General features: G+C 63.0%; 22 protein-coding genes and 3 tRNA genes. 8 read left to right on the top strand and 17 right to left on the bottom strand.

Features of this window, described 5'->3' with window-relative positions:
* Positions 1-310 precede the first annotated feature (310 nt).
* The 6 genes from CLU86_RS02090 to CLU86_RS02060 form a co-directional block, all read right to left on the bottom strand.
* A complete protein-coding gene (locus CLU86_RS02090) occupies positions 311-496 on the bottom strand; it encodes a hypothetical protein (RefSeq protein WP_143226639.1) in 186 nt (61 codons plus the stop codon).
* Between the two features lie 196 nt (positions 497-692).
* Positions 693-782: transfer RNA gene (locus CLU86_RS02085), tRNA-Ser, on the bottom strand.
* A 107-nt stretch (positions 783-889) separates the two neighbouring features.
* Positions 890-1,402: a DUF1993 family protein gene (locus CLU86_RS02080; RefSeq protein WP_099740420.1), complete on the bottom strand. Its 513-nt coding sequence runs from the start codon at positions 1,400-1,402 to the stop codon at positions 890-892.
* 175 nt (positions 1,403-1,577) lie between these two features.
* Positions 1,578-2,900, bottom strand: a complete 1,323-nt coding sequence (serS, locus tag CLU86_RS02075) for a serine--tRNA ligase (protein WP_099740419.1) — start codon at positions 2,898-2,900, stop codon at positions 1,578-1,580.
* Between the two features lie 401 nt (positions 2,901-3,301).
* Positions 3,302-6,577, bottom strand: coding sequence for an IPTL-CTERM sorting domain-containing protein (locus CLU86_RS02070; RefSeq protein ID WP_158236288.1), 3,276 nt, complete (start codon positions 6,575-6,577; stop codon positions 3,302-3,304).
* A gap of 612 nt (positions 6,578-7,189) precedes the next feature.
* Positions 7,190-8,131 (bottom strand): threonine/serine dehydratase, encoded by a 942-nt coding sequence (locus CLU86_RS02060; RefSeq protein ID WP_099740416.1) that lies wholly within the window; start codon positions 8,129-8,131, stop codon positions 7,190-7,192.
* Positions 8,132-8,324: 193 nt separating this feature from the next.
* Here CLU86_RS02060 and CLU86_RS02055 point away from each other — a divergent pair, with 193 nt between their 5' ends.
* Positions 8,325-9,023 carry an HPP family protein gene (locus CLU86_RS02055; RefSeq protein ID WP_099740415.1) on the top strand — a complete coding sequence of 233 codons (699 nt, stop codon included), beginning with the start codon at positions 8,325-8,327 and terminating at the stop codon, positions 9,021-9,023.
* 67 nt (positions 9,024-9,090) lie between these two features.
* On the opposite strand, the gene ispH is transcribed toward CLU86_RS02055, so the two are convergent.
* Together ispH and CLU86_RS02045 are read right to left on the bottom strand one after the other, a co-directional pair.
* Positions 9,091-10,086: a 4-hydroxy-3-methylbut-2-enyl diphosphate reductase gene (gene ispH, locus CLU86_RS02050; protein WP_099740414.1), complete on the bottom strand. Its 996-nt coding sequence runs from the start codon at positions 10,084-10,086 to the stop codon at positions 9,091-9,093.
* The gene (locus CLU86_RS02045; RefSeq protein ID WP_099740413.1) at positions 10,086-10,568 is read right to left on the bottom strand and encodes a peptidylprolyl isomerase; all 483 of its coding nucleotides are present in this window, start codon (positions 10,566-10,568) and stop codon (positions 10,086-10,088) included. Before CLU86_RS02045 ends, ispH begins: the two co-directional genes overlap by 1 nt.
* Positions 10,569-10,692: 124 nt before the next feature.
* On the opposite strand from CLU86_RS02045, the gene radC reads away from it, so the two are divergent.
* Together radC and CLU86_RS02035 are read left to right on the top strand one after the other, a co-directional pair.
* Complete coding sequence (gene radC / locus CLU86_RS02040; RefSeq protein ID WP_099740412.1) at positions 10,693-11,406, top strand: DNA repair protein RadC; 714 nt, start codon at positions 10,693-10,695, stop codon at positions 11,404-11,406.
* Between the two features lie 311 nt (positions 11,407-11,717).
* Positions 11,718-12,368 carry a Smr/MutS family protein gene (locus tag CLU86_RS02035; RefSeq protein WP_233195185.1) on the top strand — a complete coding sequence of 217 codons (651 nt, stop codon included), beginning with the start codon at positions 11,718-11,720 and terminating at the stop codon, positions 12,366-12,368.
* A gap of 155 nt (positions 12,369-12,523) precedes the next feature.
* Here CLU86_RS02035 and CLU86_RS02030 read toward each other — a convergent pair whose 3' ends face one another.
* Positions 12,524-14,518 carry a bifunctional 2',3'-cyclic-nucleotide 2'-phosphodiesterase/3'-nucleotidase gene (locus CLU86_RS02030; RefSeq protein ID WP_233195184.1) on the bottom strand — a complete coding sequence of 665 codons (1,995 nt, stop codon included), beginning with the start codon at positions 14,516-14,518 and terminating at the stop codon, positions 12,524-12,526.
* A 272-nt stretch (positions 14,519-14,790) separates the two neighbouring features.
* Between CLU86_RS02030 and CLU86_RS02025 the strand changes: the two genes are divergently transcribed.
* Positions 14,791-15,117, top strand: a complete 327-nt coding sequence (locus tag CLU86_RS02025; RefSeq protein ID WP_099658377.1) for an I78 family peptidase inhibitor — start codon at positions 14,791-14,793, stop codon at positions 15,115-15,117.
* Positions 15,118-15,181: 64 nt separating this feature from the next.
* Here CLU86_RS02025 and hemW read toward each other — a convergent pair whose 3' ends face one another.
* The 5 genes from hemW to CLU86_RS02000 all read right to left on the bottom strand — a co-directional run bounded on the left by hemW (position 15,182) and on the right by CLU86_RS02000 (position 19,932).
* The gene (gene hemW, locus CLU86_RS02020) at positions 15,182-16,429 is read right to left on the bottom strand and encodes a radical SAM family heme chaperone HemW (protein WP_199175077.1); all 1,248 of its coding nucleotides are present in this window, start codon (positions 16,427-16,429) and stop codon (positions 15,182-15,184) included.
* A 27-nt stretch (positions 16,430-16,456) separates the two neighbouring features.
* Positions 16,457-17,056 carry an RdgB/HAM1 family non-canonical purine NTP pyrophosphatase gene (rdgB, locus tag CLU86_RS02015; protein ID WP_099740411.1) on the bottom strand — a complete coding sequence of 200 codons (600 nt, stop codon included), beginning with the start codon at positions 17,054-17,056 and terminating at the stop codon, positions 16,457-16,459.
* Positions 17,057-17,120: 64 nt separating this feature from the next.
* Positions 17,121-17,849: a ribonuclease PH gene (rph, locus tag CLU86_RS02010; protein ID WP_099740410.1), complete on the bottom strand. Its 729-nt coding sequence runs from the start codon at positions 17,847-17,849 to the stop codon at positions 17,121-17,123.
* 81 nt (positions 17,850-17,930) lie between these two features.
* On the bottom strand, positions 17,931-18,833 hold the full coding sequence (locus CLU86_RS02005) for a PP2C family serine/threonine-protein phosphatase (protein WP_099658374.1): 903 nt from the start codon (positions 18,831-18,833) through the stop codon (positions 17,931-17,933).
* Between the two features lie 82 nt (positions 18,834-18,915).
* Positions 18,916-19,932 carry a serine/threonine-protein kinase gene (locus tag CLU86_RS02000; protein WP_099740409.1) on the bottom strand — a complete coding sequence of 339 codons (1,017 nt, stop codon included), beginning with the start codon at positions 19,930-19,932 and terminating at the stop codon, positions 18,916-18,918.
* 75 nt (positions 19,933-20,007) lie between these two features.
* Between CLU86_RS02000 and CLU86_RS01995 the strand changes: the two genes are divergently transcribed.
* The 4 genes from CLU86_RS01995 (at position 20,008) to CLU86_RS01980 (ending at position 24,174) form a co-directional block, all read left to right on the top strand.
* Positions 20,008-20,925, top strand: coding sequence for a YicC/YloC family endoribonuclease (locus tag CLU86_RS01995; RefSeq protein ID WP_099740408.1), 918 nt, complete (start codon positions 20,008-20,010; stop codon positions 20,923-20,925).
* Between the two features lie 36 nt (positions 20,926-20,961).
* On the top strand, positions 20,962-21,582 hold the full coding sequence (gmk, locus tag CLU86_RS01990) for a guanylate kinase (protein ID WP_099658372.1): 621 nt from the start codon (positions 20,962-20,964) through the stop codon (positions 21,580-21,582).
* A 17-nt stretch (positions 21,583-21,599) separates the two neighbouring features.
* Entirely contained in the window at positions 21,600-21,803 is a 204-nt protein-coding gene (gene rpoZ / locus CLU86_RS01985) for a DNA-directed RNA polymerase subunit omega (RefSeq protein WP_005794722.1), read from the top strand.
* A gap of 94 nt (positions 21,804-21,897) precedes the next feature.
* Positions 21,898-24,174, top strand: coding sequence for a bifunctional (p)ppGpp synthetase/guanosine-3',5'-bis(diphosphate) 3'-pyrophosphohydrolase (locus CLU86_RS01980; RefSeq protein WP_099740407.1), 2,277 nt, complete (start codon positions 21,898-21,900; stop codon positions 24,172-24,174).
* 159 nt (positions 24,175-24,333) lie between these two features.
* Here the strand turns inward: CLU86_RS01980 and greB are convergent, their stop codons facing one another.
* The 3 genes from greB to CLU86_RS01965 form a co-directional block, all read right to left on the bottom strand.
* Positions 24,334-24,900: a transcription elongation factor GreB gene (gene greB, locus CLU86_RS01975; RefSeq protein WP_099740406.1), complete on the bottom strand. Its 567-nt coding sequence runs from the start codon at positions 24,898-24,900 to the stop codon at positions 24,334-24,336.
* Between the two features lie 80 nt (positions 24,901-24,980).
* Positions 24,981-25,057: transfer RNA gene (locus CLU86_RS01970), tRNA-Arg, on the bottom strand.
* Positions 25,058-25,238: 181 nt separating this feature from the next.
* Positions 25,239-25,315, bottom strand: a tRNA-Ile gene (locus CLU86_RS01965).
* Positions 25,316-25,326: the final 11 nt, after the last annotated feature.

Below are 25,326 nucleotides of genomic sequence, written 5' to 3'. Positions count from 1 at the left end.
ACTGGAAGCGCTTGAAGTACGAGCACAAGGGCTCAGCCCCATAACCGAGCCCATGAACAATGCGATTCGCATGCGATGCAGCACGCCCAGTTGAAGAACCGAGAGCAAGGCAAACCCATGAAGGAAATCGAAAGAGATATCCCGAAGATCTGAGACACGCGGCGCTGTGGCGAGCAAAAGGTCTCATCAACCTCCGTATCAACCCCGAGCCCAGTAGCAAGTTGGCAATGCAGGCGGCGAGCCTCTAGTGATGAAACCAAGGAGATGCTGATGCTCAACTAGTGTGCCTACCACTCGAGAAAACATTCCCTCAGTCATTGAGCTCTTGAGGCGTTTGGGTGCCGGTTGACACGAAAAGCGGCGAGCCGCAAAACATACCAATCCACCGGATCATTGCGGCCCACTCGAGGAAGTTGAAATTCGCACCAAGATCACCCTCCATTGCAACTTCCGCAAGTATCGAGATACCCTCAAATCGTTTCAATTGCAATTCCATGATCAGCGCCACAGCACTGCCATATCAAAGCGTTGATGCACTGAGCAAACACAGCACTCGCCGTATTGCAACCATTTACGCGTGGATGTAGGACCAGCGCAATCCGCAAGATCGGCTAGCTGTCCAGATTTTTACCAGCAGACCAAAAAGAAAAAGGCCCGGTGCTATTGATTAGATAGCTACCGGGCCTTGATGCTGGCGGAGAGGGTGGGATTCGAACCCACGGTAGTGTTGCCACTACGCCTGATTTCGAGTCAGGTACATTCGACCACTCTGCCACCTCTCCTGTGTGTCGAAGCCTGCGATTATAGCAAGCTTTTTTGAGCGGCAAGCACCTGTTCTCGCTGAAGGCGCATGACAGAAGAAGCGCTCAACACTCAACCCCCTGTCCCCTCAAACCTTGCCCATGTAGTCGCGCTTGCCCAGTTCCACCCCGTTGTGGCGCGCCAGCGCATAGGCGGTGGTGACGTGAAAGAAGAACTGCGGCAGGCCGTAGTGCAGCAAGTAGGCTTGGCCCACAAACTGCTTTTCACGGGGCGTGCCGGGCTGCAGGGTGATCTGGCGGGTGGCGGCTTCGGCGAAGTTCTCGGCGGGCAGGCCTTCGATGAATGCCAGCACCGCATCGATGCGTTCATTCAGCTCTGCAAAGCCAGAGCGCTCGCCGTCAGGAAACGATGGCACTTCAACGCCAGCCAGTCGGGCGCAGACGCCCTTGGCGAAGTCGCAGGCAATCAGCACTTGGCGGGCCATGGGAAACATGTCGGGGTAGAGCCGGGCTTGCAGCAGGGCATCGGGCTCAATCTTGCGGGCGGTGGCGTGGGCCTCGGTCTTGGCAAGCACGTCCTTCAGGGCGCCCAGCATCTGGCGAAAGACGGGGACGCTGGAGGTGTGCATGGGATAGGTCATGGAAATCGGTCCTGGTAGGTGGGTGTGATCACGACGCTGCGGCACGGCGCCCACAGCGGAGCAGGATTGCACCACAACGCCCAGGATGCTGCTGGCGGCATATCCGTAACACCTACCGGGCATGAAAAACGGGCCCGAAGGCCCGTTGTGCAAGAAGCTCAGCAGAGGTTTGTGCTCAAGCCTGCGGAGCAAGCTCCGACACTCCACCCATGTAGGGGCGGAGAACGGCCGGAACCTCGACGGTTCCATCCGCACGCTGATAGTTTTCCAGCACGGCCACCAGCGTGCGGCCCACGGCCAGGCCCGAGCCGTTCAAGGTGTGCACCAGCTCGTTCTTGCCCTGGGCGTTCTTGAAGCGGGCTTGCAGGCGGCGGGCCTGGAAGGCTTCGCAGTTGCTCACCGAGCTGATCTCGCGGTAGGTGTTTTGCGCGGGCAGCCACACTTCCAAGTCGTAGGTCTTGGCGGCGCCAAAGCCCATGTCGCCCGTGCACAGGCTCATCACGCGGTAAGGCAGACCCAGCTTTTGCAGCACGGCTTCGGCGTGCTGGGTCATTTCTTCCAGCGCTTCGTAGCTCTTTTCAGGGTGCACGATCTGCACCATCTCGACCTTGTCGAACTGGTGCTGGCGGATCATGCCGCGCGTGTCACGGCCATAGCTGCCCGCTTCAGAGCGAAAGCACGGTGTGTGGGCCGTGAGCTTGATGGGCAGCTGGTCTTCGGCCACCACCACATCGCGCACAAAGTTGGTCAGCGGCACTTCGCTGGTGGGGATGAGGTACAGCGCCGCGTTGTCGGGCACGGGCTCGCCGTCTTGTCCGCCCTTTTTGGCGGCGAACAGGTCGCCTTCAAACTTGGGCAACTGGCCCGTGCCTTTGAGCGAATCGGCATTCACAGCGTAGGGCACATAGCACTCGGTATAGCCGTGCTCTTGCGTCTGCACGTCCAGCATGAACTGGCTGAGTGCGCGGTGCAGGCGGGCGATGGTGCCCTTCATGACAGTGAACCGCGAGCCCGAGAGCTTGACGCCCATGTCAAAGTCCAGGCCCAGTGGGGTGCCCACATCCACGTGGTCCTTTACCTCAAAGTCGAAGCTGGCAGGCGTGCCCCAGCGGCGCACTTCCACGTTGCCATGCTCGTCGCTACCCAAGGGCACGGATTCGTGCGGCAAGTTGGGCACTGCCACCAGCATGGCCAGCAGCTCGGCCTGAATCTGTTCCAGGCGGGCGGCGGATTGCTCCAGCTCCACCTTGCCTGCGGCGACCTGGGCCTTGACGGCCTCGGCACCGTCCTTGTCGCCACGGCTCATCAGCATGCCCACCTGCTTGGACAGCTGGTTACGCTGGGCTTGCAGCTCTTCGGTGCGGGTCTGCAGCGTCTTGCGTTCGGATTCCAGTGCCTGGAACGCTTCCACGTTCAGGAAGGCCTGGGGCTTTTTGCGGGTTTCCAGACGCGCGATCGCGGTGTCGAGGTCTTTGCGGAGGAGGAGGATGTCAAGCATGGAGAGATTTTATGCCCCCTGAGCCGGGCGTCGAAGTCACCCCCTGCGCCGCGTTGCGCCTTGCAACCGAAAGAGACGCCCCAGTGGCTGCGAGCAACGTGCTACGTCCCTGGAGGGGGCGCCGATTGCCCGTTTGCGCTCCAAGCCCTCTGGCCTCCCGTTGGCAGAACAGTCTACGGCGTTGCGGTGCTTACCAACCGGCGCATAGGTAGAACTCGCGGGCAACTTCGTTGGGCTGGCATGTCCAGACGAACCAAACCAATATCGCGGCTTCTTGGAAGCTTCACAAGCGATGGGGACTGCTTCAATGGGGCTGCTTCGAATCCCGCAGCGGAGAAAAGCAATCTGAACAGCCACCCTCAGGGGGCCCCTTACTGCAGGCTGCTATTCGCAGGAGCCCATCACCCCACGCGACGCATGCGCCACGCCATCAACCCCACCAGCAGACTCATCAGCATCAGGCCCCACTGCGAAAGCGTCGGCACACCGGTCACGCCAGCCGGTGCCAGTAAAACCATGGGCGCAAAGGGATCGTCGATGACACCGGCTGCCGTGTTCGAGTCTCCAGCCTGGTTGTCGGTGACGGTATAGGTCACCGTACGGCCGCCATTGCTCAGCGCATAGTCGGCAGGCTTGAGCTCGAACCATGAAACGGGTTGGCCTGCTGCAGGTGGACCGAATTTCAGGAAGCGCACGGCCGCGGGCAAGGGCTGGGGATAGGTCAGGCTGACCGAGAGCGTATCGCCAGGGCACCCCTCGGCCGTGAAACGGAAGACACCCACCGGCTGGGTAGCGCCTGCCGGTGCGTTGGGTGGCACCACCGCGTTGAAGCCCGCTGACGTCAACGTGCAGTGGTTGCCGCCGCCAGTGATTGCGACTGCAGCATTGCCGAGGTTAAGCACCGGACCGGTGTATTCGGTGCGTACCGGTGTCGCGCTGATCGGTGCAGAGGCGATGCCACCACCGCCACTGACTGTGCCCGTGAACTGGTAGGTCGTGCCGTTGGTCAGGCCCGATACGACGCAGGATGTGGTGCTGGTAGTGCAAGTACCCGCTGGCGTGCCTGTCACGGTGTATGCGCCAACGACGCTGGCCGCCGTGCTGGTCCATGCAAGCGTGACCTGCCCATCGCCTGCAGTGGCGCTGGTAAAGACCAATGGCCGCGTGTCGATGGTGATAGAAAGCGGCCCGGATGCAGCGCTGACATTACCTGCCGCATCGCTCGCCTTGACGGTCAGGTTGTGGATGCCATCGGCAAGGGTGATGGTGGTGATGCTCCAGGCGCCACCAGTGGCTACCGCCGAACCCAACGGGGTGGTACCGTTGCTGTCGTACAGGGTGACGAGACTGCCGCTTTCCGCCGTGCCGTTGATGACAGGGGTGGTATTGCTGGTGATGCGATCCGAATTCGAGCTGCCGCTGTCGCTCGCCAGATCGAGGACGGGTGTGGCTGGCGTAGCCGGCGCGGTGGTATCGAGCACGACAGTGCTGCTGCCACCAGCTGCGCCCAAGTTGCCGGCCACGTCGGTGATTCTGCCGGTGAAGGTCTTGTTGCCATCAGCGCCCAGCGCGCCGCTGGTGACGGCCAGGTAGATAAAGCCATTGGCGATATCGGTGCCAGTGAGCACAGCGGTCACGGGCGTGCCCAGCGAGGCGCCGCCCAGCAGCAGTTCAACCGTATCGCCTGCCACGGCGTTGGTGCCCGCCAAGGTCACGCGCAAGACCGGATTGGTGACATTGGTTCGGCCATCCGAGTTCGAACTGCCGCTGTCAGACGCTGCACTCAGCGCGATCGGGCTGGTGGGCGCACCCGGCGCGGTCTTGTCGATGGTCATGGCCAAGCCGGAACTAGGCGCGCTGATGAGGGCGCCGACGGCCGAGGTGGTGATGGCATATACGTTGTAGGTGCCGTCGGTCACGCCGCTGGTGGACAGGCCGGTAACGGTCCAAGCGCCGTTGCTGAGGGTGGCGGTCGCGGTTGCTTCGCCATTGTCATAGGTGGCATTGTTGTTGGCGTCTAGGAACACACGCACGGAACTCGTGGTGTCGCCAGCAGCGCTCGTGCCAGAGAACGTCAGGCTGCCCTCATTGGTGCGGTTGTCGGTCTGGCTGCTGCCCTTATCGCTGCCTGCCGCCAGGTCGGGCGCGCCGGGCGTGGTCGGCGTGATGTTGACGGTGATGGTGCGGATGGCGGTGGACGTGCCGTCGCTCACCTGCACAGTGAACGAGTCGGTGCCAGCGTAGCCTGCCGTCGGAGCATAAGCAATGGTGCCGCCCGGGGTGATGTCGGTGCTGCCCGAGGAGCCGGTGGCGCCGCTGAAGCTCAGCGTGCCATGCGCTGGCGCGGAGGACTGCGTCCAAGTCAGGGTCTGGCCGGTATCGCTATCGCTCGCGTGCAGCAAGCTCCTGAGGTCGACGTTGCCGTTGTTCTGTCCCACGCTCAGCGCGGTGGTGGCTCCAACAAAGGTGGGCGCGACGTTAGGCACTGATGCAGAGATATTACTCATCTTCATCGAATCGAAGTTGATCTCGGTGCCGTAGCCGCCTTGCTTGCCGGGCGTGGCGTTCAGCACCAGACTGGCCGTGATCGTCACCGAAGCAACGCCGTTGACCGACCACTCGTTGCCGCCATTGAGCAGCGTGCTCAGCTTGGTAAGCCCCGTGCCCATGGTCGGCGTCGCGCCGTTGGCGATCTTGTAGACCGACCCGATGGTATTGCCGTTGCTATCTTTGAGCAGGACTTCAAGCTGGTCGAAATAGCGCAGGTGCAAGCCGCCGGGGTCGGTGACACTCATCGAGAAGTCATTGAAGGTGAAGGTCTTGGCCACTGTCGTGCCTTCGGCCTTGAACACGGCGGTAATGACGGAACCGTCGGAATTGGCATTGCCGTCGTTGGCATACAGCTGGGTGCCGGACTTGAGCAGGAAGTTGCTGACCAGCAGTTTGTCGTTGAGCTTCTTGAAGCCGGCGTTGGCGCCGGTCAGGGCGGCGCTCAGGGTGCCGCCAAAATCGTAATCTCCGTCGGCGGTGCCGTTGCCGGAAAGAAGCAAACCGTCATAGGCGGCCATGGCCCTGACACTCAGCGGGGACTGGGCTTCGATGTGGCCAATATGGCTCTCAAGAACCCAATTGCCACCTCGATTCGCGGCGCCTGTCAGGTCCGCCGAAGCGGCCACATCTGCGCCGGTGGCGTCAGCGATCGCCTGCAGCACGCCAGGCCCAACGCCGCCAGCCACCTCGCAGCCGTAGAAGAGCAAATCCCCACCCTTCTTCAAGGCGCCCCCTAAGGCTACAAGCTGGGAACGGGTCTGATCCAGCTCCAGGGTAGCCTGCGTCAGCGGGACCGTGCCCAGACTCACCACGCCAGCCGATCCGTGAGAAAGGATATGGATTGCGTCCAGTTCCTTCTGACCGGCGGCCCAACGCGCAATGTCCGCGAGACCGTCTCGTCGGCTATCAAACCTCACCACCCTGACGCCGGGGACTACGCCGGCTTCCAGGCCACGGCTATCAGGCAAAGCTACGTCGATCAACGCGACTTCGTTGCGTTCAGATGCGCGCACTGAAGGGCCGACAAGAATCGTGGCCGCAGCGCTGCTCCATAGCAGCGCACTGGAGACAGTTAGTACGAGGATTGAGCGCAAGTGCGTGACCTCTATCGAACGAAATTGGGACATTGGAAAAACTATCCCTGTCGGGGTGGTAATAGATGTTAGTAAGCGTAACACCATCAGACACTTCGGGGACGACGCTGCAGGTGGAAAGCACGAACCGACGGGAATAGCTGGGCAACTCCAAGCGCGTGGGTACAACCCCACATGCCTTGAGCGCCTTATTCCTGCATGATTTCTGCGCGCTTTTCCAGCATTCCACCCCACCAGCAGGCGGCCTCGGTCTTCGTATCGAAGACATGCAGGCCAAAAAGAGCTCCACTGCGCATATCGGAGAGGCCGGTTGGCCGGGCGGTTTTCCTAGCCCAATCTCTAAACGTTGAATGGAACCCGTGTAACACGGCGTTCAGCTCGTGGCGCCGCATCGGCAGCGTGAGGGTCGGTCCTATCCGACAGCGGATCTATCATGTTGGACGGAAATACGTGCCATAGGCAACCGGTGCTCCTTCTTCGACTTGGACCGTTTCGGCGGTGCCATCCACGAAGCGGCCTCAACATCCAACGCGTCCCATGCCATCTCGCAAACATCGCCAGACCGGATCGACGTCAGTATCAAAAAAGCGCAAGGCACGTGCTCTGTCCGTCGATTGTTCACCCGCTGCAAGCCCTTCAGGGGCGTCATGCGAGGTTTGCTGGATCAAAATTGGCGCCACACAGAATCAACCCCACGGTCTCCTGTGGCTGAGGTCGATACGCACCGGTTTGCAGCGCTGCCAGCCCCAGCGCGGCAGCAGGTTCCACGACCAGTTTCAGTTCTTTCCACAGCCACAACTGGGCGGCGCAGATGGCGTTATCGGGCAGCAGCAAGGCATCGTGCACATGGCGCTGGCTCACTTCCCAGCCGATGGCGCCGATGCGCTTGGCCCCCAGGGAGTCGGCAGCCACGCCGCCCACCGCCACATCCACCGGCTGGCCTGCCGCCCGCGCAGCGTGCAGCGTGGGCGCGCGCTCGGGTTCCAGCGCCACCACATGGGCACGGCTCTCGACCCATGCGGCCACACCGCCGATGAGGCCGCCGCCGCCCACGCTGACCAGCACCGTGTCAGGGAGGCGGCCAGCTTGTTCTTCCAGCTCCAGCGCCAGGGTGCCTGCACCGGCCACCACCTCGGGCTGGTCGTAGGCATGGGCCTGCAATGCGCCGGTGGCCTGCTGGCGCGCCACGCAGGCGTCAAACGCTTCGGAATAGGCTGCGCCGGTGACCACCACCTCGGCCCCCAAGGCGCGCAGGCGGGCGCGTTTGGCTTCGGGCGAAACCTCTGGCACGAAGACTTCGCAGCGCACACCCAGGGCCTGGGCTGCCGCCGCCACGGCAATGCCTGCGTTACCGCCGGAGGCAATGACCACGCCGCTGCTGGGCACCGGGTTGGCGAGCAGGCGGTACAGCATGCCCCGGGCCTTGAAGCTGCCGCCCACCTGCAGGTGCTCCAGCTTGAGCCAGACTTCTGCGCAGTCCACCCCCAGCGCCTGCCCGGGCAGGCGCAGCAGCGGCGTGGTCCGCAAGAAGTGGGGCTGCAAGGCCAGGCGCTGGCGGGCGGCAGAGATGGCGGCGCGGTCGATCATTCAAAGGGCTCCGATGGGAAAGGGGCTTGCAGTGTAGGGTGCAACGGCCTTACTGACCCTCCGCAGCAGGACTCAATGGCCTGGCCCCGGATGCCGATACCATCCGCTAAAAGCCGATCGCGCACAGAGTGGGAGATTCGTTTATCAACAAGTCCCTATTCGGTGCGCCAGCGCAGCCCCACAGGAGGTGGTGATGTTTTTTGTATTCGGTCCATCGGGCCAGATCTACCGAGGGGGGCCTGAAAACCTGGCCCAGATTGCCGCAGTGCGGCGGGTGGAGCGCCCCCAGGCGCTGCGCACGCGGGGCACGGACATTCCACCAGACGCAGCCGCCGCCCCTGCTCCGCAGGATGCAAAGCATGCGCCCGCAGTCAACCTGCGTCTGCAGGATGCGGTGGCCGCCTACGTCCAGACGGGCAAGGGGCCCCAGCGCCGGCGCGAGCCCCTGACGCTGGTGCGCGATGTGATGAGCCACGGGGCATTGAGTGTGGAGCCCGGCACGCGGGTGAACGACGCCTGGCAAACCCTGGCCGAACACAAGGTGGCGCAAGCCCCGGTGGTGGACGAGCGGGGCCGCGTGGTGGGGCTGCTGCTGCGTGCCGACATGGCCCCACTGGATTTGCTGCCCGAGCCCGGGGCGGTGCAGCAGGCCATTGCCTTGGCGCGCCGCCCGGTGTCTGAAGTGATGATCAGCCCCGTGACCACGGTGGCGGCCGACACCGCACTGCGCCGCGTGGCCAACGTGCTGCTAACCACTGGCTTGCCCGGTTTGCCGGTGACCGACGAGGCGGGCGTGCTAGCAGGGTTCATCTCGCGCACCGACATCTTGCGCGCCGTGGCGGCAGACCCGCCGCTGGATTTGTGGAGCGGGCCTGCGCCCCATCAACCTTGAAGCAAAAAGTGCCTCTAGCGCTTTATCAGCAAGCGCTAGCAGCTACCAAATAAATAGCAAAAATCCCTCAATGCGCAGCCGGCCCCGTCTCCGGCATGCGCTGGGTAATCTCCAGCCCCGTGGCCGCGTCGATCTTCAGGCCCTTGGGCAGCGGGAACTTGATGGTTTCTTCAATGCCCGACATGCTGCGCACCGACACCGCGCCCAGCGCCTTGATGCGGTCTATGACTTGTTGCACCAGGATTTCTGGTGCCGATGCCCCCGCCGTCAGGCCCACGCGGGCCGCGCCCGCAAACCACTCGGTGCGCAGTTCTTCGGCACTGTCGACCATGTAGGCCTGGGTGCCCAGGCGCGCCGCCAGCTCACGCAGGCGGTTGCTGTTGGAGCTGGTGGGGCTGCCCACCACGATCACCACGTCCACCTGCGGGCTCAGCACCTTCACCGCGTCCTGACGATTTTGCGTGGCGTAGCAGATGTCTTGCTGCTTGGGCTCGCGCACGCTCGGAAAGCGCGCGCGCACCGCGGCCGTGATCTCGGCGGCATCGTCCACGCTCAGCGTGGTCTGCGTCACCACCGCCAGCTTGGCCGTTTGCGCAGGCTGCACGCGGGCCACGTCTTCCACGTCTTCCACCAGGTGGATGCCGTGGTCCAGCTGGCCCATGGTGCCTTCGACCTCGGGGTGGCCCTTGTGGCCGATCATGATGAACTCGTAGCCCTCTTTGGCGAGCTTGGCCACCTCGACGTGCACCTTGGTCACCAGGGGGCAGGTGGCGTCAAAAATGCTGAAGCCGCGCTGCTCGGCCTCTTGCTGCACCGCGCGGCTCACGCCGTGGGCGCTGAAGACCAGCGTGGAGCCGGGCGGCACGTCAGCCAGCTCTTCGATGAAGATCGCGCCCTTGGCCTTGAGGTCGTTGACCACATAGGTGTTGTGCACGATTTCGTGGCGCACGTAGATGGGGGCGCCAAACTTCTGGATGGCGCGCTCGACGATCTCGATGGCCCGGTCCACGCCCGCGCAAAAGCCGCGCGGCTCGGCCAGCAATACCTCCTGGGGGCTGATCATTACAAAACCCCGATCAACTGCACTTCAAACGTGACCGGCTGGCCCGCCAGCGGGTGGTTGAAGTCAAACAGCACAGCACCGTCTTCGCGCACCTGCTGCACGGCACCGGCGTAGCTGCCCAGGCCGTCGGGCGTGGGGAACTGCACTACATCGCCCACGTTGTATTTTTCGTCTGGGTCGCCCAGCTCATTGAGCAGCTTGCGCGCCACCCATTGCTGCATGTCGGCGTTGCGCTCGCCAAAGGCCTCACCCGCAGGCAGCTCAAACGTGGTGCGCGTGCCCTCCGGCAGGCCCAGCAGGCGCTGCTCCATGGCGGGCGACAGCTCGCCTGTGCCCAGCGACAGCGTGGCGGGCTTGTCGGTGAAGGTGTTGATCACATCACCGGCAGGGCCTGCCAGGCGGTAATGCAAGGTGAGAAAGGAACCGGGCTGAACGGTGGGAACGGCGGAAACGGCGGGAAGTGGGGCGGCTGTAGTGGTCATGAAAGTCCCGATAAACTGCCCCGATTGTAGAAAACCGGGCAAACCCCTACTGATCCCGGCCTGGGCCGTGCGCCCAGCCACCCGACAAGCCCGCCCTCCCCCACCTCAGCAACAGACCCGCGCCATGGCCATCAAAGACCTGCCCACCGACGCCCAGCCGCGCGAAAAACTGCTGGCCCGTGGCCCCGCCGCCCTGGCCGATGCCGAGCTGCTGGCCATCTTGCTGCGCACCGGCATCGTGGGCAAAGGCGTGCTGCAAATGGCGCAAGAGCTGCTGGATCCGCCTGCCGTAGACCCAGATACGGGGCGCATCACCGGCGGCTTTGGCGGTATTGCCGGGCTGCTGAACACCAGCGCGGCCGACCTGGAACGCATCAAGGGCCTGGGCCCTGCCAAGCGCGCCGAGCTGGTGGCCGTGCTCGAACTCGCCCGCCGCGCCCTGGCCCAGCAACTGCGCGAGCGCGAGGTGTTCGACTCGCCCAACGCCGTCAAGCACTACCTGCAACTGCATCTGGCCGCCAAGGGACACGAGGTGTTTGCGGTGCTGTTCCTGGACGCGCAAAACCGCCTGCTGGCGCTGGAAGAGCTATTTCGCGGCACGCTCACGCAAACCAGCGTCTACCCCCGCGAAGTGGTGCTGCGCGCCCTGCACCACCAGGCCGCCGCCGTGGTGCTGGCCCACAACCACCCCAGCGGCAGCGTGCAGCCCAGCCGGGCCGACGAGGCGCTGACGCAGACCCTCAAAACCACGCTGGCCCTGGTGGACGTGCGCGTGCTGGACCACGTCATCGTGGCGCCGGGCCAGGCCTTGTCGATGGCTGAACAGGGGCTGGTGTGACGCAGCCCCCCCCGCCACGGCAGCCGCCCGCAGCCCCCACGGCGCCAGAGCTTGGTGGCGCCCTGGCCGCCGCTTTGACACGCGCGGCGCAGCCCGCCAGACCTGCCAAAGAACCCACAGAACCAGCCGCGAAGACGCCAGCATCCCCCTCTCGCGCAGCGCGCCGGGCGGCCGCCGCAGCCCGCAAGGCGGCGCTGCAAGCCTGGCGCCAAACACCGCCGCGCGCACCGTTGCCTAACACCCCAGGCGCGCAAGGCGCGGCACCGCCCGCCAAGGCCCGGCGCGCGCCCACCGCCCCACGCCGCCCCAGCGTGCGCCTGCACGATTTGCACGACCTGGCCACCGTGGCCCGACAACTGCGCGAAGAGCAACAGCGCGCTGAAGCCGAGGCCCAGGCTCGCCGCGAGGCCGCGGCCCGACAAGCGGCCGAACGCACCCTGTTCAGCCGCGCCGTAGGGCCCATCACGCCCCTGCCCCAGCCCAACTTGGCGCAACTGGAGCCGCAGCTGCCCCCGCCCCTGCCGGTGCAGCACTGGCTGGACGAAGAACGGGTGCTGATGGAGTCCATCAGCGATGACTTTGACGTAAGCACCTTGCTCGACACCGATGACCAGCTGAGCTTTCGCCGCCCTGGCATCGGGGTGGAGATCACCCGCCGCCTCAGATCAGGCCACTGGAGCATTCAGCGCCAGCTGGACCTGCACGGTCTGCGCGTGGATGAGGCCCGCGAGGCCCTGGGCGACTTCATTCGCCATGCCCACAAGCTGGGCGTGCGCTGCGTGCGCGTGGTGCACGGCAAGGGCCTGGGCTCGCCCGGCAAAAGCCCGGTGCTCAAAGGCCGCGTGCAGGGCTGGCTGGTGCAAAAGAAAGAGGTGCTGGCCTTTGTGCAAGCCCGCCCCATGGATGGCGGCGCCGGGGCGCTGCTGGTGCTGCTACAGCCGGTGGGCGGGCGCAACACCTGAGGCCCTGAATTTTTATAAAAACAGGCTCTAGCGCTTTAAAAACAAGCGCAAGCAGCTATATATTTAATAGCAAAGCCACCCCATAGATGCCTACGGGGTGGCTCCAATCCGACACCTCAGCAGCCGCCCGCCCATCAGGCGGACGGCCGACCGGCTTACTTGGACAAATCCACGGCGTACTTGGAAGTGCCCTTGCCACTGCCATCGTCCGCTGCCACCAGACTCACATTGGCCAGGCCCGCAGCCTGCGCCACGGCCAGCCCGTTGGCGCCCGAGCTGAACACCACCGGCCCGGCCACGGTGGCCTTGGCAAAGCGCCAGCTCTTGGCGGCGCCGTTGGCGGTGCGCGTCACGGCGGGGTTCTTGCGGATGTACTCGATCACCACGTCGCGGTTAGCGTCGGGCGAGGCCCAGATGGTGCCCGAGCCGTCGAGCTTGTCGATGAAGCTCTTGCCGCTGGTGGCGCGGTAGTTGTTGGTGGCGATCACGAACTCCTGTGCGGGGTCCATGGCCTTGCCCAGGTAGGTCAGGTTCTTGATGCGGCTGCCCTTGGCCTGCGTCACGTCAATGGCGTACTGCACATCGGCTGTGGTGAACATGTCGAAGTTGTAGCCGGGGAAGGTGCTGATGAGCGCCTGCTCGGTGGTCTTGGCCGGGTCGATCTGGTTGAAGCGCTGGGCAGCGGCTTCGAGCCAGTTCTTGATGTCAGCGCCGTTCACCTTCACCGCATACACGGTGTTGGGGTACAGGTACAGGTCGGCCGCATTGTTGATGGCCAGCGGGCCCACGGCCACGTCGGTGTAGTCCGCCCCGCCCTGGAAGCCGCTCTTGAACGGCGCACTGACCGACAGCACGGGCAGCGCTGCGTACTGCGGCAAGTTGGCCTTGATGTAGGCGGCCACATAGGCCTGCTGGGCCTGGTTCACGATCTGGATCGCGCCGGGGTCGCCCACATCGGCAAACAGCGTGCTCATGCGGAAGTCGGTCTGGCCGATGGGTGTCTTCACGTACTTGATCGCGGCCTGGTGCTGGGTCTCGATCAGCGGGGCGATGGTCGCATCCGCATCCACATAGACCGTGGCGCCTGCGGCATTCTTGCTCTGGATGTTGCGCAGCTCGCTCTTGCTGGCAGTCTTGTTAATCACCCATTTGCTGCCATCCCATTGCAGCGCCAGTTGCACCACGCCCAGGGCCTTGCCCCAGGAGCTGGCCATCACCGCGGGCACGCCGTTGATGGTGCCCGCCTTGTGGTCCACGCCGGGCAGGTTGAAGCTGGGGGTGGCTGCCGTGTCGGGGAACACGCCGTGCTGATGGCCCATCACCATCGCGTCAATGCCCGCCACCTTCGACAGGTGCAGGCCGGGGTTCTCCATGGTGGGCGAGTAGGCCGCGCTATCGAGCCCGCCGTGCAGCAGCGCCACGACGATGTCGGCGCCCTTGGCGCGCAGTTCGGGCACGTACTTGGTGGCCGACTCGACAGCGCCTTCGGTGTAGACCTTGCCTTCCAGGTAGCGCTTGTCCCAGTTCATGATGCCGGGGGTCGTGAAGCCGATGACGCCGATCTTGATCGGCAGCTTCACTTCCTTGCCGTCCGTGCCCTTGGCCACCAGCGTGCGCTCCAGCACGGTGTAGGGCTGCACCAGCGGCTTCTTGGTCTTGCTGCTGTACACGTTGGCCAGCACGGTGGGGTAGCCCGCACCCGCGCATTTCTTGGTGGGGTCCACACCATCCACATCCAGCCCGCCGCCCAGCACCTGGTTCAAAAAGGGCAGGCCGTAGTTGAACTCGTGGTTGCCCAGCGTGCCCGCATCAAAGCCCAGTGCGCCCATGGCCTTGTACATGGACAGCTGCTGCGTGCAGGGGATGGGGCTGATGGTGGCTTCGTAGTCGGCCAGCGCGGTGCCCTGAATGGTGTCGCCGTTGTCCACCAGCAAGGTGTTGGCAAACTCTTTGCGCGCAGCGCGCACCAGCGTGGCGGTGCGCTCAAAGCCGTAGCTTTTGTCTTCGGCCAGCTTGAAGTAGTCGTAGCTGCGCACGTTGAAGTGCAGGTCAGTGGTCTCCAGCACCGCCAGCGTGGCCGTGGCACCGGCGTTGGACGGGCCAGCATCGCTGCCACCGCAGGCAGTGAGCAGGGCCGTGGATGCTGCCATGGCCACCACGCCCAGCGTGGCGGTGCGGCGCGACAAGTGCCCAGGGCGCCCGGGCTGGGCGGGGTGAGCAGAGCGGAACACAAAGGTCTTTATCGACATGGGGAACCCAGGAAGAAACAAAACCACGAGTGTGTAAAGACAGTTTGACAGCGCTGTGACGGACCTTGCCCCCAAGCCAGCCAGCGCACGTCCCGTTACGCACCGACACCGCCCCCCCGGTCCAACTGCGCTATGGTGTGCGCGTCCCCATTTTGGGCACTAGGAGTTTTGGTATGAGACACACCCTCTGGATGGTGGCCTGCAGCACCGTGGCCGCTGGTTTGATGGCGGGCTGCGCAGGCCACGGCGCAGGCGCCAACCCCGCCCCCACCGCACCCGGCGCCCCACCCGTGGGCGGGCAGTGCAATGCCGCACCCGCGCAGTCGTTTGTGGGCAAGGACAGCACTGCCAGCGTGGTCGAAGCGGCACGCGTGCAATCCGGCGCCCACATGGCGCGGGTGCTGCGGCCCGGCCAGATGATCACCAAGGAATACAACGAGCAGCGCCTGAACCTGCTGGTGGACGACAGCGGCCGCATCACCGCCGTGCGCTGCGGCTAAGGCTGACGACGGGCGCACCAGGCTTGGTGGGCGTGCACTGCACGTCCACGCCCTGGAGCCCTGCTCAGTCCGCCAAAAACAATTCCTGCAGGTCGCTCAAGAAGTCAAAGCCCCGCTCGGTGGGGCGCACCTGCACGCCGTCACGCACGATCAGGCCTTTGCTCTGCGCCGCCTCCAGCGCCTTGGCGATGGCGCTGATTGGCAGGCCTGTGCGTTCGGTGAACTCGGGCAACGCAAACCCACCGCGCAGGCGCAGCGCGTTGAGCATGTATTCAAACGGCAAATCAGCGCGGCGCACATCGTCGTCCTGCGCCACGGCATGGCCTGCCAGGGCGTTGTCCATGTAGCGGACTGGGTCACGAAAACGCACCTGCCGCACCACGCGGTGCGCAAAGCTGAGCTTGCTGTGCGCACCCGCACCAATGCCCAGGTAGTCGCCAAACTGCCAGTAGTTGGTGTTGTGAAAGCACTGGTGGCCCTCGCGGGCGTAGGCTGAAATCTCGTACCGCGCCAGCCCTGCAGCGCCCGTCATCTCGGTGATGCGGTCGAGCATGGCGTAGGCCAGGTCGTCCTCAGGGATGGCGGGCGGGAACTTGGCGAAGTAGGTGTTGGGCTCGATGGTGAGGTGGTAGATGGAGATGTGCGGCGGCGCCAGTTGCAGCGCCTGCTGCATGTCCTGCTCCATCTGCGCCAGGGTCTGGCCTGGCAGGGCATACATGATGTCGAGGTTGAAGGTGTCGAACGCGCTGGCGGCCTCTTGCACCGCCGCCAGGGCCTGGGCTCGATCATGCACGCGGCCCAGGGCCTTCAGGTGCGCATCGTTGAAGCTCTGCACCCCGATGGACAGGCGCGTGATGCCCGCACTGCGGTAGGCGCGAAACCGGTCTTTTTCAAAGGTGCCGGGGTTGGCCTCCATGGTGATCTCGCAATCCGACTCCAGCCGCAGCCGCGCACGGATGTCGCTGAGCAAACGGTCTATCGCCTGCGGTGCAAACAGGCTGGGCGTGCCGCCTCCGATAAAGATGCTGTGCACCGTGCGCCCCCAGATCAAGGGCAGCGCGGCCTCCAGGTCGGCCATGAGCGCGTCGATGTAGCGCTGCTCCGGCACCTCACCCGCAGCATTGCCACCGCGCGCCTCGTGCGAGTTGAAGTCGCAGTAGGGGCACTTCTTCAGGCACCAGGGCAGGTGCACGTACAGCGACAAAGGCGGCAGGGCTGTGAGTTGCAGCAGGCCGGGGCGCATGTAGTGCTGGATGTCGCGCACCACGGCGGGCGCATCGTCGGTGTGCGGGGCAATCGGGATATGGGTCACAGGCAGACTCTTCTCACCACTCAATGTTCAAAACCAGCGCTCGCGCATCAGGGCGAGCATTTGCGCGGCAGAGCGGCCCCGGTGGCTGTTGGCGTTCTTCACCTCCACAGGCAGCTCGGCAAAGGTCTTGCCAAATTCAGGGATGAACATGATCGGGTCGAACCCAAAGCCATTGCTGCCACGCGGTTCGGTGGTGATCTCGCCCACCACGCGGCCCACGGCAATCAGCGGCTCGGGGTCTTGCGGGCTGCGCACGGCGACCAGGGTGCTGACCATGGCGGCGCGGCGGTTGGCCACGCCCTGCAGTTGCTCCAGCAAGGCGCGCACGTTGTTGGCATCGCTTTTTTCGTAGCCAAACTGGGTGCAGTAGTAGGCGGTGTCCACGCCCGGCAGGCCGCCAAAGGCGTCCACGCACATGCCCGCATCGTCGGCCAGCGCGGGCAGGCCGGTGTGCTGCGAGGCGAAGCGGGCTTTGGTCAGCGCGTTTTCGACAAAGGTGCGAAAGGGCTCTTCGGCCTCGCCCACACCCAGGTCGCCCTGGCGCACCAGTTCCACGCCCAGCGGGGCGAACATGGCTTGCAGCTCAGCGAGCTTGCCCTGGTTGTTGGATGCCAATACGAGTTTCATAGTCAAATCAGGCCCTAGCGCTTATTTATCAAGCGCCAGAAGCTATCAAATAAATAGCAAACGATTAAACGGCCAGTGCTTGCTGCTGCCGTTGGATCAGCTCGGCAATGCCCTTTTCGGCCAGCGCCAGCAGTCGGTCCATTTCCTTGCGGGTAAAGGCCACGCCTTCGGCCGTGCCCTGCACTTCCACATAGTGGCCCGCACCGGTCATCACCACGTTCATGTCGGTGTCGCAGCCCACGTCTTCCACATACTCCAGATCGAGCAATGGCGTGCCTTGCACGATGCCTACCGAGATGGCGGCTACGGGCTCGCGCAGGGGCGACTGGGTGATCTTGCCGGCGGCAATCAGCGTGTTCACCGCGTCTTGCGCGGCCACCCAGGCGCCGGTGATGGCGGCGGTGCGGGTGCCGCCGTCGGCCTGGATCACATCGCAGTCGAGCTGGATGGTGCGCTCGCCCAGCAGCTTCAAGTCAAACACCGCGCGCAGCGAACGGCCGATGAGGCGCTGGATCTCTTGCGTGCGGCCGTTTTGCTTGCCGCGTGCGGCCTCACGGTCGCTGCGGGTGTGGGTCGCGCGGGGCAGCATGCCGTATTCGGCCGTCACCCAGCCTTCGCCACTGCCACGCTTGTGTGGAGGCACGCGCTCTTCCACCGAAGCAGTGCACAGCACCTTGGTGTTGCCAAACTCGATGAGCACCGAGCCCTCGGCGTGCATGGTGTAGTGGCGGGTGATGCGCACGGGGCGCAGCTGGTCGGCGGCGCGTTGGCCGGAGCGTTGGAAGGTGGTCATGGCACAAGCGATGGCATCGCAACAGAAAAAGTCAGAACGGACAGGGGCTCAAAGCCCCCGGGTCCAGCAGGCCAGCGCCCCTCAGCCTCGGCGGGCTGCGGAGCGGCGGATCGCTTCGTTGATTTCAGCGATAGAGCGCTCAATGGCGGCGTCGTCCAAATCATCCACCAAGCCATCCAGCGGCCCTGCCTGGATGGTGGAGGCAAACACATCGTCGCTGATGCTATCGGTGGACACGCCCTGGGTAGATTCGAACGCGTCGGGCGTTTCCCACTCCAGCGCCACCACCGTCACGTTGTCGCTGCTTTCGCCCGCCTTGCGCAGCGCTTCTTCGACCAGGTCGGGCACGGCATGTGACACCGCCTGGCGGGCCATTTGCTTGGCGATTTCTTCGTCGCTCAAGGTGCCCCATAGGCCATCCGAGCACAGCAGAATGCGGTCGCCCTGCTCCAGGTACACCGGGCCGGTGATGTCGTAAATGGGCTTGGTCGGCGAGCCCAGGCAGGTGAACAGCACGTTGCGATTGATGCGGTCCAGCCCAGGGGGCGGCGCGTTGCGCAGTTCCAGGTACGAGTGGTCGCGCGTGCGGGTCAGCAGCTCACCATCGCGCACCATGTACAGGCGCGAGTCGCCGCAATGGATCCACGAGGCCGAGCCGCCCTGCAACACTGCTGCTACCAGCGTGGTGCGTGGCGTATCGATCATGCCCTTCTCAGAGGCATACCGCAGAATCTGGTGGTGGGCCGCCAGCAGCGCGCCCGACAGGAATTCCTGCACATCCTGGATCTGGGGCTTAGCTTGGCGCTGGAACAGGGCAGACACGGTTTGCAGCGCGATTTGCGCAGCCACTTCCCCCTCGGGGTGGCCACCCATGCCGTCGGCCAAAACGAACAGGCCCGATTCGCGCGTGTAGCAATAGCCCATGCGGTCTTCGTTCTTTTCGCGGCCACCACGGCGGCTGATCTGAAAAACCGAAAATTTCATAGCGACTCACGCAAACAGGGATGCACGCTGGCATCGTCAATGAAGATGTGCCTTGCCCCAACCCGCTTTGCGTGGGTCGCCTTCATTTGGGCTTGGCTCCGATGCCGGTGGCTTCACCCACCTTTTGCACATTCTTTTTGGTGTCAGACACCAGGGTGTCCAGCTGCAGGCGCATTTTTTCGGCCACCGTGAGCTTGGTGTAACGGCGCTCGCCCTCGCGGCTCAGTTCCTTTTGCAGGGCAAACACCGACTGCGGGCGCGACAAGGGGTCCAGCGCCATGCACCACTCCACCACCTCGATCAGGTTGTCAGAGTACACGCCACGCAGCTTGGTCAGCGCCAGCGACAGACGGTCTTTTTCAATGCGCTGCGGCGCCTCGTTGGGCGGGAACCCTTGCATGCAAGCGTAGATGCAGGCGCCGATGGCGTAAATGTCCGTCCAAGGCCCCATGGAGGAGTCACGCCGGTACATCTCGGGGGCCGCAAAGCCGGGGGTGTACATCGGGCGGATGAAGTTGCCCTCTTTGCTCAGCACTTCGCGTGCCGCGCCAAAGTCAATCAACACGGCCTTGTTGTCGTCGGTGATGAAGATATTGGCGGGCTTGATATCGAGGTGCAGCATCTTGTGCTGGTGCACGATGCGCAAGCCGCGCAGCACCTCGTCAAACAGCGAGCGGATGGTGGACTCGCGAAAGACCTTCTGCGTCTTCAAATCGCGTGCGGTGATGATGAAATCCTGCAGGGTCGCGCCCTCCAGGTAGTTCATCACCATGTAGACGGTTTCGTTTTCTCGAAAGAAGTTGAGCACGCTGACCACCGAGGCGTGCGAGATCTGCGCCAGCGAGCGCCCTTCTTCAAAGAAGCTTTTGAGCCCCAGTCGGTACAGCGAGAGCTTTTCGGAGGGTACCTTGGGCAGCAACTCGCCCGGCCCGCGCGTGGCCAGAGACGATGGCAGGTATTCTTTGATAGCGACCTGTTGGCCCTCAGGGTCCATGGCGAGGTACACCACGCCAAAGCCCCCCGAGGAGACCCTGCGAACCACGCGGTACCCACCAAGAACGGTGTCTGGCGGCAATGGAGCCGGCTTGATTTTTGACATATTTTGCGAAGATGACTCGGGGGTAAGGCGGAACCCGGATAATCGCCGGATCGCAAGCAACCATCAAAAAGTCCAATGCCAGTTTACAGCATGACCGGATACGCCAGTGCACAGCAAGGCGCGTCTGCCGCTGGCGCTGAAACCGAGGGCCGCGCCCCCCAAAATCGCAGGCTGGGCCTGGAGATCCGTTCGGTCAACAGCCGCTTTCTGGACCTGTCATTTCGCCTGCCCGACGACCTGCGCGCGCTGGAGCCCACGCTGCGCAGCCTGCTCACAGCCCGCCTCAAGCGCGGCAAGGTCGAAGTGCGCGCGGCCATTGAAAACGAAGACAGCAACACCCTGCAAGATCCGCCAGCACGTTTGCTGCAGCGCCTCAACACCTTGCAAGACTCCGTCAAGGCCTGGCTGCCAGGCGCCGCACCGCTGAGCGTGGCAGATGCCCTGCGCCTGTGCGCCAACGCCAACACAGGCTCGGAAGACTGGAGCGAAGCTGTGCCCGCCCTGGCCGAAGAAGCACTCACCGCCCTGCTGGCCGCCCGCGAGCGCGAAGGCAAACGGCTGGCCGCCATGGTGCTGGACCGCGCCAAGCAACTGCGCTTGCTGGCCCAGCAGGCCGTGCCGCTGGTGCCCCAACTTGTGGAGCAACAACGCCAGCGCTTCATGGAGCGCTGGAAGGAAGCCATGGCTTTGACCGACGGCTCCACCCTGCCCGAAGCAGCCCGCGACCGCGCACTGACCGAAGCCACCGCCTTTGCCATTCGCATTGATGTGGCCGAAGAAATCACGCGACTGGAATCGCACCTGGACGAAATTGAGCGCCTGATGAAAAAGGGCGGAGAAGTCGGCAAGCGCCTGGACTTTCTCATCCAGGAATTGCACCGCGAAGCCAACACCATGGGCTCCAAATCTGCAGCACTGGACCTGACCCGCATCAGCGTGGACATGAAGGTGCTGATCGAGCAGATGCGCGAACAAGTGCAAAATATCGAGTAACACTCATTTTTTGATAGCGCTTAGCGCTTACCAGCTATGGACTATCCCGGAAATTTATTCGTTGTTGCAGCCCCCAGTGGGGCGGGCAAATCCAGCCTTGTCAAAGCCCTTTTGGAGCTGGACTCGCGTGTGAGCCCCTCCATCTCGCACACCACGCGCGCGCCCCGCGGGCAAGAAAAGCACGGCCGCGAATATTTCTTCGCATCGCAGTCAGAGTTTGACGCCATGGTGCAGGGCAACGCCTTTGTGGAATGGGCTTTGGTGCACGGCAACCGCTATGGCACCTCCAAAAAGGCCATTGAAGAACGCATCGCCCAAGGGGCTGATGTGATTCTGGAAATCGACTTCCAAGGCGCACTCCAAGTCAAACAGGCCTTTGCCAATGCGGTGCTGGTGTTTATCCTGCCCCCAAGCTGGGAGGAATTGCGCTCCCGCCTGGAGCGGCGCGGGGAGGACTCCCCAGAAACCATCGAGTTGCGGCTGAAAAATGCAGCCACCGAGATGGAACAGGCCAACAAATTCGACTTCGTTATAATCAACGAGTTGTTTGAGCGCGCGCTTTTCGACCTGAAAGCCGTAGTTCACGCCCAGCGACTCAAGTACGCCGCACAGCGCCGCGCCCGTGCTGACACCTTCAAGTCGCTCAATATCACCTGAATCCCCGGAGTAAAACGATGGCACGCATCACCGTAGAAGACTGTCTGGAAAAAATCCCCAACCGCTTCCAGCTTGTGTTGGCCGCCACGTACCGCGCACGCATGCTGAGCCAGGGCCACGCCCCTCGCATCGAAAGCCGCAACAAGCCTGCCGTGACAGCCCTGCGCGAAATCGCCGAAGGCAAAGTCGGCCTGGAAATGCTCAAGAAGGTTCCCGGTTGAGCTTTGTCAGGCAATGCCCTCCAAAAAGCACCGCTCTGCGGTGCTTTTTTTTGCTTCCCCATCGGCCCTCGCGCTCCCACGCTACATTTAAGGCATGAACGCGGTGCTCAATTCAACTTCTGCAACGCAGACCCGACTTGGCGACAGCCAATCCCCTGCCAGCCAAACCGCTGCAGCCGCCAACGCAGCTGCAGCCAGCTTTGCTGCGCTGACAGAAAACCTGGACTATCTGGACGCCACCAGCATTGAGCAGGTGCGCCAGGCCTATCGCTTTGCAGACGAGGCCCACCTGGGCCAGTTGCGCAACAGCGGCGAACCCTACATCACCCACCCCATCGCAGTGGCGGCCCAATGCGCCACCTGGAAGCTCGATGCCCAAGCCCTGATGGCAGCACTGCTCCACGACGCGATGGAAGATTGCGGCGTGACCAAGGCCGATTTGATCGACCGCTTTGGCGCGCCAGTGGCCGAGCTGGTGGACGGGCTGACCAAGCTGGACAAGCTGCAGTTCAACACCCGCGAAGAAAACCAGGCCGAGTCGTTTCGCAAAATGCTGCTGGCCATGGCGCGCGATGTGCGCGTTATCCTCATCAAGCTGGCCGACCGCACGCACAACATGCGCACGCTGTCGGACATGCCGCGCAGCAAATGGGGGCGCATTTCCTCCGAGACCCTCGAAATCTATGCCCCCATCGCACACCGCCTGGGGCTGAACCAGACTTATCGGGAGTTGCAAGACCTGTCTTTCAGGCACCTGCACCCTTGGCGCTACGCCACGCTGTCCAAAGCCGTGAACAAATCACGCAACCGGCGGCGCGATCTGGTGCAAAAGGTGCAAACGGAAGTCGATGCCGCCTTCAATCGCATCGGCATGAAGGTCCGTCTCGCGGGCCGCGAGAAAACGCTGTATGCCATCTACCAAAAGATGGACCTCAAGCACCTGAGCTTTGCGCAGGTCACAGACATCTACGGCTTTCGCGTGATTGTGCCCACCGTGACGGACTGCTACACCGCCCTGGGGGTACTGCACCAGATGTACAAGCCCGTGCCGGGCAAGTTCAAGGACCATATTGCGATTGCCAAGCTCAATGGCTACCAGTCCTTGCACACCACCCTGGTGGGCCCATCCGGGGTGAACATTGAGTTCCAGATGCGCACCGACGAAATGCACGTGATCGCAGAAGCCGGTGTGGCTGCGCATTGGCTCTACAAGGCGCAGGACACCGACGGAACATCGGCAGAGCGTTTGGGCACCAAATGGCTGCAATCGCTGCTGGACATCCAGAATGAAACCCGAGACGCGGCCGAATTCTGGGACCACGTCAAAGTGGATCTGTTCCCAGACGCGGTGTACGTCTTCACGCCCAAGAGCCAAATCATGGCCCTGCCCCGTGGCGCGACCGTGGTGGACTTCGCTTACGCCATCCACAGCAACGTGGGCGACCGCACGACCGCAGCCAAAATCAACAATGAGCAGGTTCCCCTACGCACCGAGCTCAAGAACGGCGATGTGGTGGAAATCATCACAGCCCCCGTGTCCACACCCAACCCCGCTTGGCTAGGGTTTGTGCGCACGGGGCGTGCACGCTCCAAAATTCGCCACTACCTCAAAACCCTGGCCCAAACCGAGTCCGAGGGCCTGGGCGAAAAGCTGCTCACCCAGGCCATTCGGGCCGAGGGACTGGAGCAACTGCCGCCGGATGAAGGCGACACACATGTCCTATGGGAAAGACTGCTGCGATTCACGGGCAACCGCAATCGCAGTGAGCTCATGACAGATCTGGGCTTGGGCAAACGCATCGCAGGCATCGTGGCCAAACGGCTGGTGGTGCTGCTGGGCGAAACCGGGCATCGCCCTGACGCACTGCTGCTCACCCGAGAACGCTACACCTCTCACGAGACGTTGTCACAGGGGGCCGTCACGCTGGATGGCAGTGAAAATGCGTCCGTGCAGTACGCGCCTTGCTGCCGCCCTGTGCCCGGGGATCGCATCGTGGGCTACCTAGGACGCGGCGAAGGACTGGTTGTACACAACGCCCACTGCAGTGTGGCCAAGCGGCTGCAACACAAAGACAGTGAACGCTTTATCGCAGTGGACTGGGCCGATGAACCAACACGGATGTTTGAAACCGGCGTGGTGGTCACCGTTGCCAATGGCAAGGGCGTGCTAGCGCGCATAGCGCAGGAACTCGCCAACTCCGAAGCGGACATCACCCATGTGGACATGGACGACGAGGTCGCCCTGGACACCACCGACCTGCGCTTCATCGTCGCCGTCAGAGACCAAGCCCACCTCGAAGCCGCCCTGCGCAACCTCCGCCGCACCCAGGCAGTCCTTCGCGCCTCACGGATCACTCCGCAAGCCACCTGACAACCACAAGCACCTCAAGCCATCCACCAGTCAGGATGGCTTAGGTCTTATTGAGCAGCCTCTTTGAACTTGAAATATCCGTTCAGGTTGAGCTTGTCGAAACCTTGCGCGGTGCTTCGGCGAGCTCAGTGTGAACGGTTCAAGTAGGTTCGTGCCGGATCAATAGCCGTGTAAGGCAGGCTTTGGATAAGTCACGGACAAAACCTCCAACGACCGCACCCCGCCCGGCGTGGGCAAAGGCACCTCATCGCCTACACGCGCCTTGAGCAGCGCACGCGCGACTGGAGAAATCCAACTGACTTGGCCCGCATGGCTATCGGCCTCGTCAATCCCCATGATGGTGATGGTGCGATCGATGCCTTCATCGTCGCCATAGGTGACCGTTGCACCAAAGAAGACTTGGTCACTGCCCGCGTGCAAACTGGGATCGACCACCTCTGCAATCTCCAGCCGCTTGGTCAAAAATCGAATGCGCCGATCTATCTCGCGCAGGCGCTTTTTGCCATACAGGTAGTCACCATTCTCCGAGCGGTCACCATTGCTGGCCGCCCAGTGCACCGTCTCAACCACCTTGGGCCGCTCGTTGTCGATGAGGTCCAGTAGCTCAGAACGCAAACGGGCATATCCAGCGGGTGTGATGTAGTTTTTTCCACCCGCGGGGATGGGAGGCAGAGCGACTTCATCACCCTCTTCCCCATCAGACTCTTTGGTAAAGGCTTTACTCATAGCGCGCTCATCCCCAAAAAGAATCAAGCGATCAGACAAATGAAAAAGCCTGCAACTTTTCAGTTGCAGGCTTTAAACATTGGTGCGGCTGGCAGGAATCGAACCCACGACCCCTTGGTTCGTAGCCAAGTACTCTATCCAGCTGAGCTACAGCCGCTAAGCTCTGAATTATAGCATAAATTTTTATAACTTTAAAAATTTATGCAACTTGTTTTTGTCAACTTAACGAAGACATCAACTTCATCGCATGCCTCAGATTGTAATGCACTCTGATGGGTGTTTTCCCCAAAACCTCTACTTTTCATAAAAAAAGTAAGAGTGCAGACAACCGCTGGCTTTGGTAGGGCGTGAGGGACTTGAACCCGCGACCAAAGGATTATGAGTCCTCTGCTCTAACCAACTGAGCTAACGCCCCGGTACCAACCC

The organism is Acidovorax sp. 62 (assembly GCF_002754495.1).
Classification (GTDB): Bacteria; Pseudomonadota; Gammaproteobacteria; order Burkholderiales; family Burkholderiaceae_C; genus Acidovorax.
The sequence above is the reverse complement of the archived record's forward strand: the minus strand, read 5'-3'. Positions and strand labels throughout refer to the sequence as shown.

Excerpts from the sequence above, each read along its gene's own strand:
- CLU86_RS02090 (WP_143226639.1), bottom strand. The coding sequence starts at position 496 with ATGGAATTGCAATTGAAACGATTTGAGGGTATCTCGATACTTGCGGAA.
- CLU86_RS02080 (WP_099740420.1), bottom strand. The coding sequence starts at position 1,402 with ATGACCTATCCCATGCACACCTCCAGCGTCCCCGTCTTTCGCCAGATG.
- serS (WP_099740419.1), bottom strand. The coding sequence starts at position 2,900 with ATGCTTGACATCCTCCTCCTCCGCAAAGACCTCGACACCGCGATCGCG.
- CLU86_RS02070 (WP_158236288.1), bottom strand. The coding sequence starts at position 6,577 with ATGTCCCAATTTCGTTCGATAGAGGTCACGCACTTGCGCTCAATCCTC.
- CLU86_RS02060 (WP_099740416.1), bottom strand. The coding sequence starts at position 8,131 with ATGATCGACCGCGCCGCCATCTCTGCCGCCCGCCAGCGCCTGGCCTTG.
- CLU86_RS02055 (WP_099740415.1), top strand. The coding sequence starts at position 8,325 with ATGTTTTTTGTATTCGGTCCATCGGGCCAGATCTACCGAGGGGGGCCT.
- ispH (WP_099740414.1), bottom strand. The coding sequence starts at position 10,086 with ATGATCAGCCCCCAGGAGGTATTGCTGGCCGAGCCGCGCGGCTTTTGC.
- CLU86_RS02045 (WP_099740413.1), bottom strand. The coding sequence starts at position 10,568 with ATGACCACTACAGCCGCCCCACTTCCCGCCGTTTCCGCCGTTCCCACC.
- radC (WP_099740412.1), top strand. The coding sequence starts at position 10,693 with ATGGCCATCAAAGACCTGCCCACCGACGCCCAGCCGCGCGAAAAACTG.
- CLU86_RS02030 (WP_233195184.1), bottom strand. The coding sequence starts at position 14,518 with ATGGCAGCATCCACGGCCCTGCTCACTGCCTGCGGTGGCAGCGATGCT.
- CLU86_RS02025 (WP_099658377.1), top strand. The coding sequence starts at position 14,791 with ATGAGACACACCCTCTGGATGGTGGCCTGCAGCACCGTGGCCGCTGGT.
- rdgB (WP_099740411.1), bottom strand. The coding sequence starts at position 17,056 with ATGAAACTCGTATTGGCATCCAACAACCAGGGCAAGCTCGCTGAGCTG.
- rph (WP_099740410.1), bottom strand. The coding sequence starts at position 17,849 with ATGACCACCTTCCAACGCTCCGGCCAACGCGCCGCCGACCAGCTGCGC.
- CLU86_RS02005 (WP_099658374.1), bottom strand. The coding sequence starts at position 18,833 with ATGAAATTTTCGGTTTTTCAGATCAGCCGCCGTGGTGGCCGCGAAAAG.
- CLU86_RS02000 (WP_099740409.1), bottom strand. The coding sequence starts at position 19,932 with ATGTCAAAAATCAAGCCGGCTCCATTGCCGCCAGACACCGTTCTTGGT.
- CLU86_RS01995 (WP_099740408.1), top strand. The coding sequence starts at position 20,008 with ATGCCAGTTTACAGCATGACCGGATACGCCAGTGCACAGCAAGGCGCG.
- gmk (WP_099658372.1), top strand. The coding sequence starts at position 20,962 with ATGGACTATCCCGGAAATTTATTCGTTGTTGCAGCCCCCAGTGGGGCG.
- rpoZ (WP_005794722.1), top strand. The coding sequence starts at position 21,600 with ATGGCACGCATCACCGTAGAAGACTGTCTGGAAAAAATCCCCAACCGC.
- CLU86_RS01980 (WP_099740407.1), top strand. The coding sequence starts at position 21,898 with ATGAACGCGGTGCTCAATTCAACTTCTGCAACGCAGACCCGACTTGGC.
- greB (WP_099740406.1), bottom strand. The coding sequence starts at position 24,900 with ATGAGTAAAGCCTTTACCAAAGAGTCTGATGGGGAAGAGGGTGATGAA.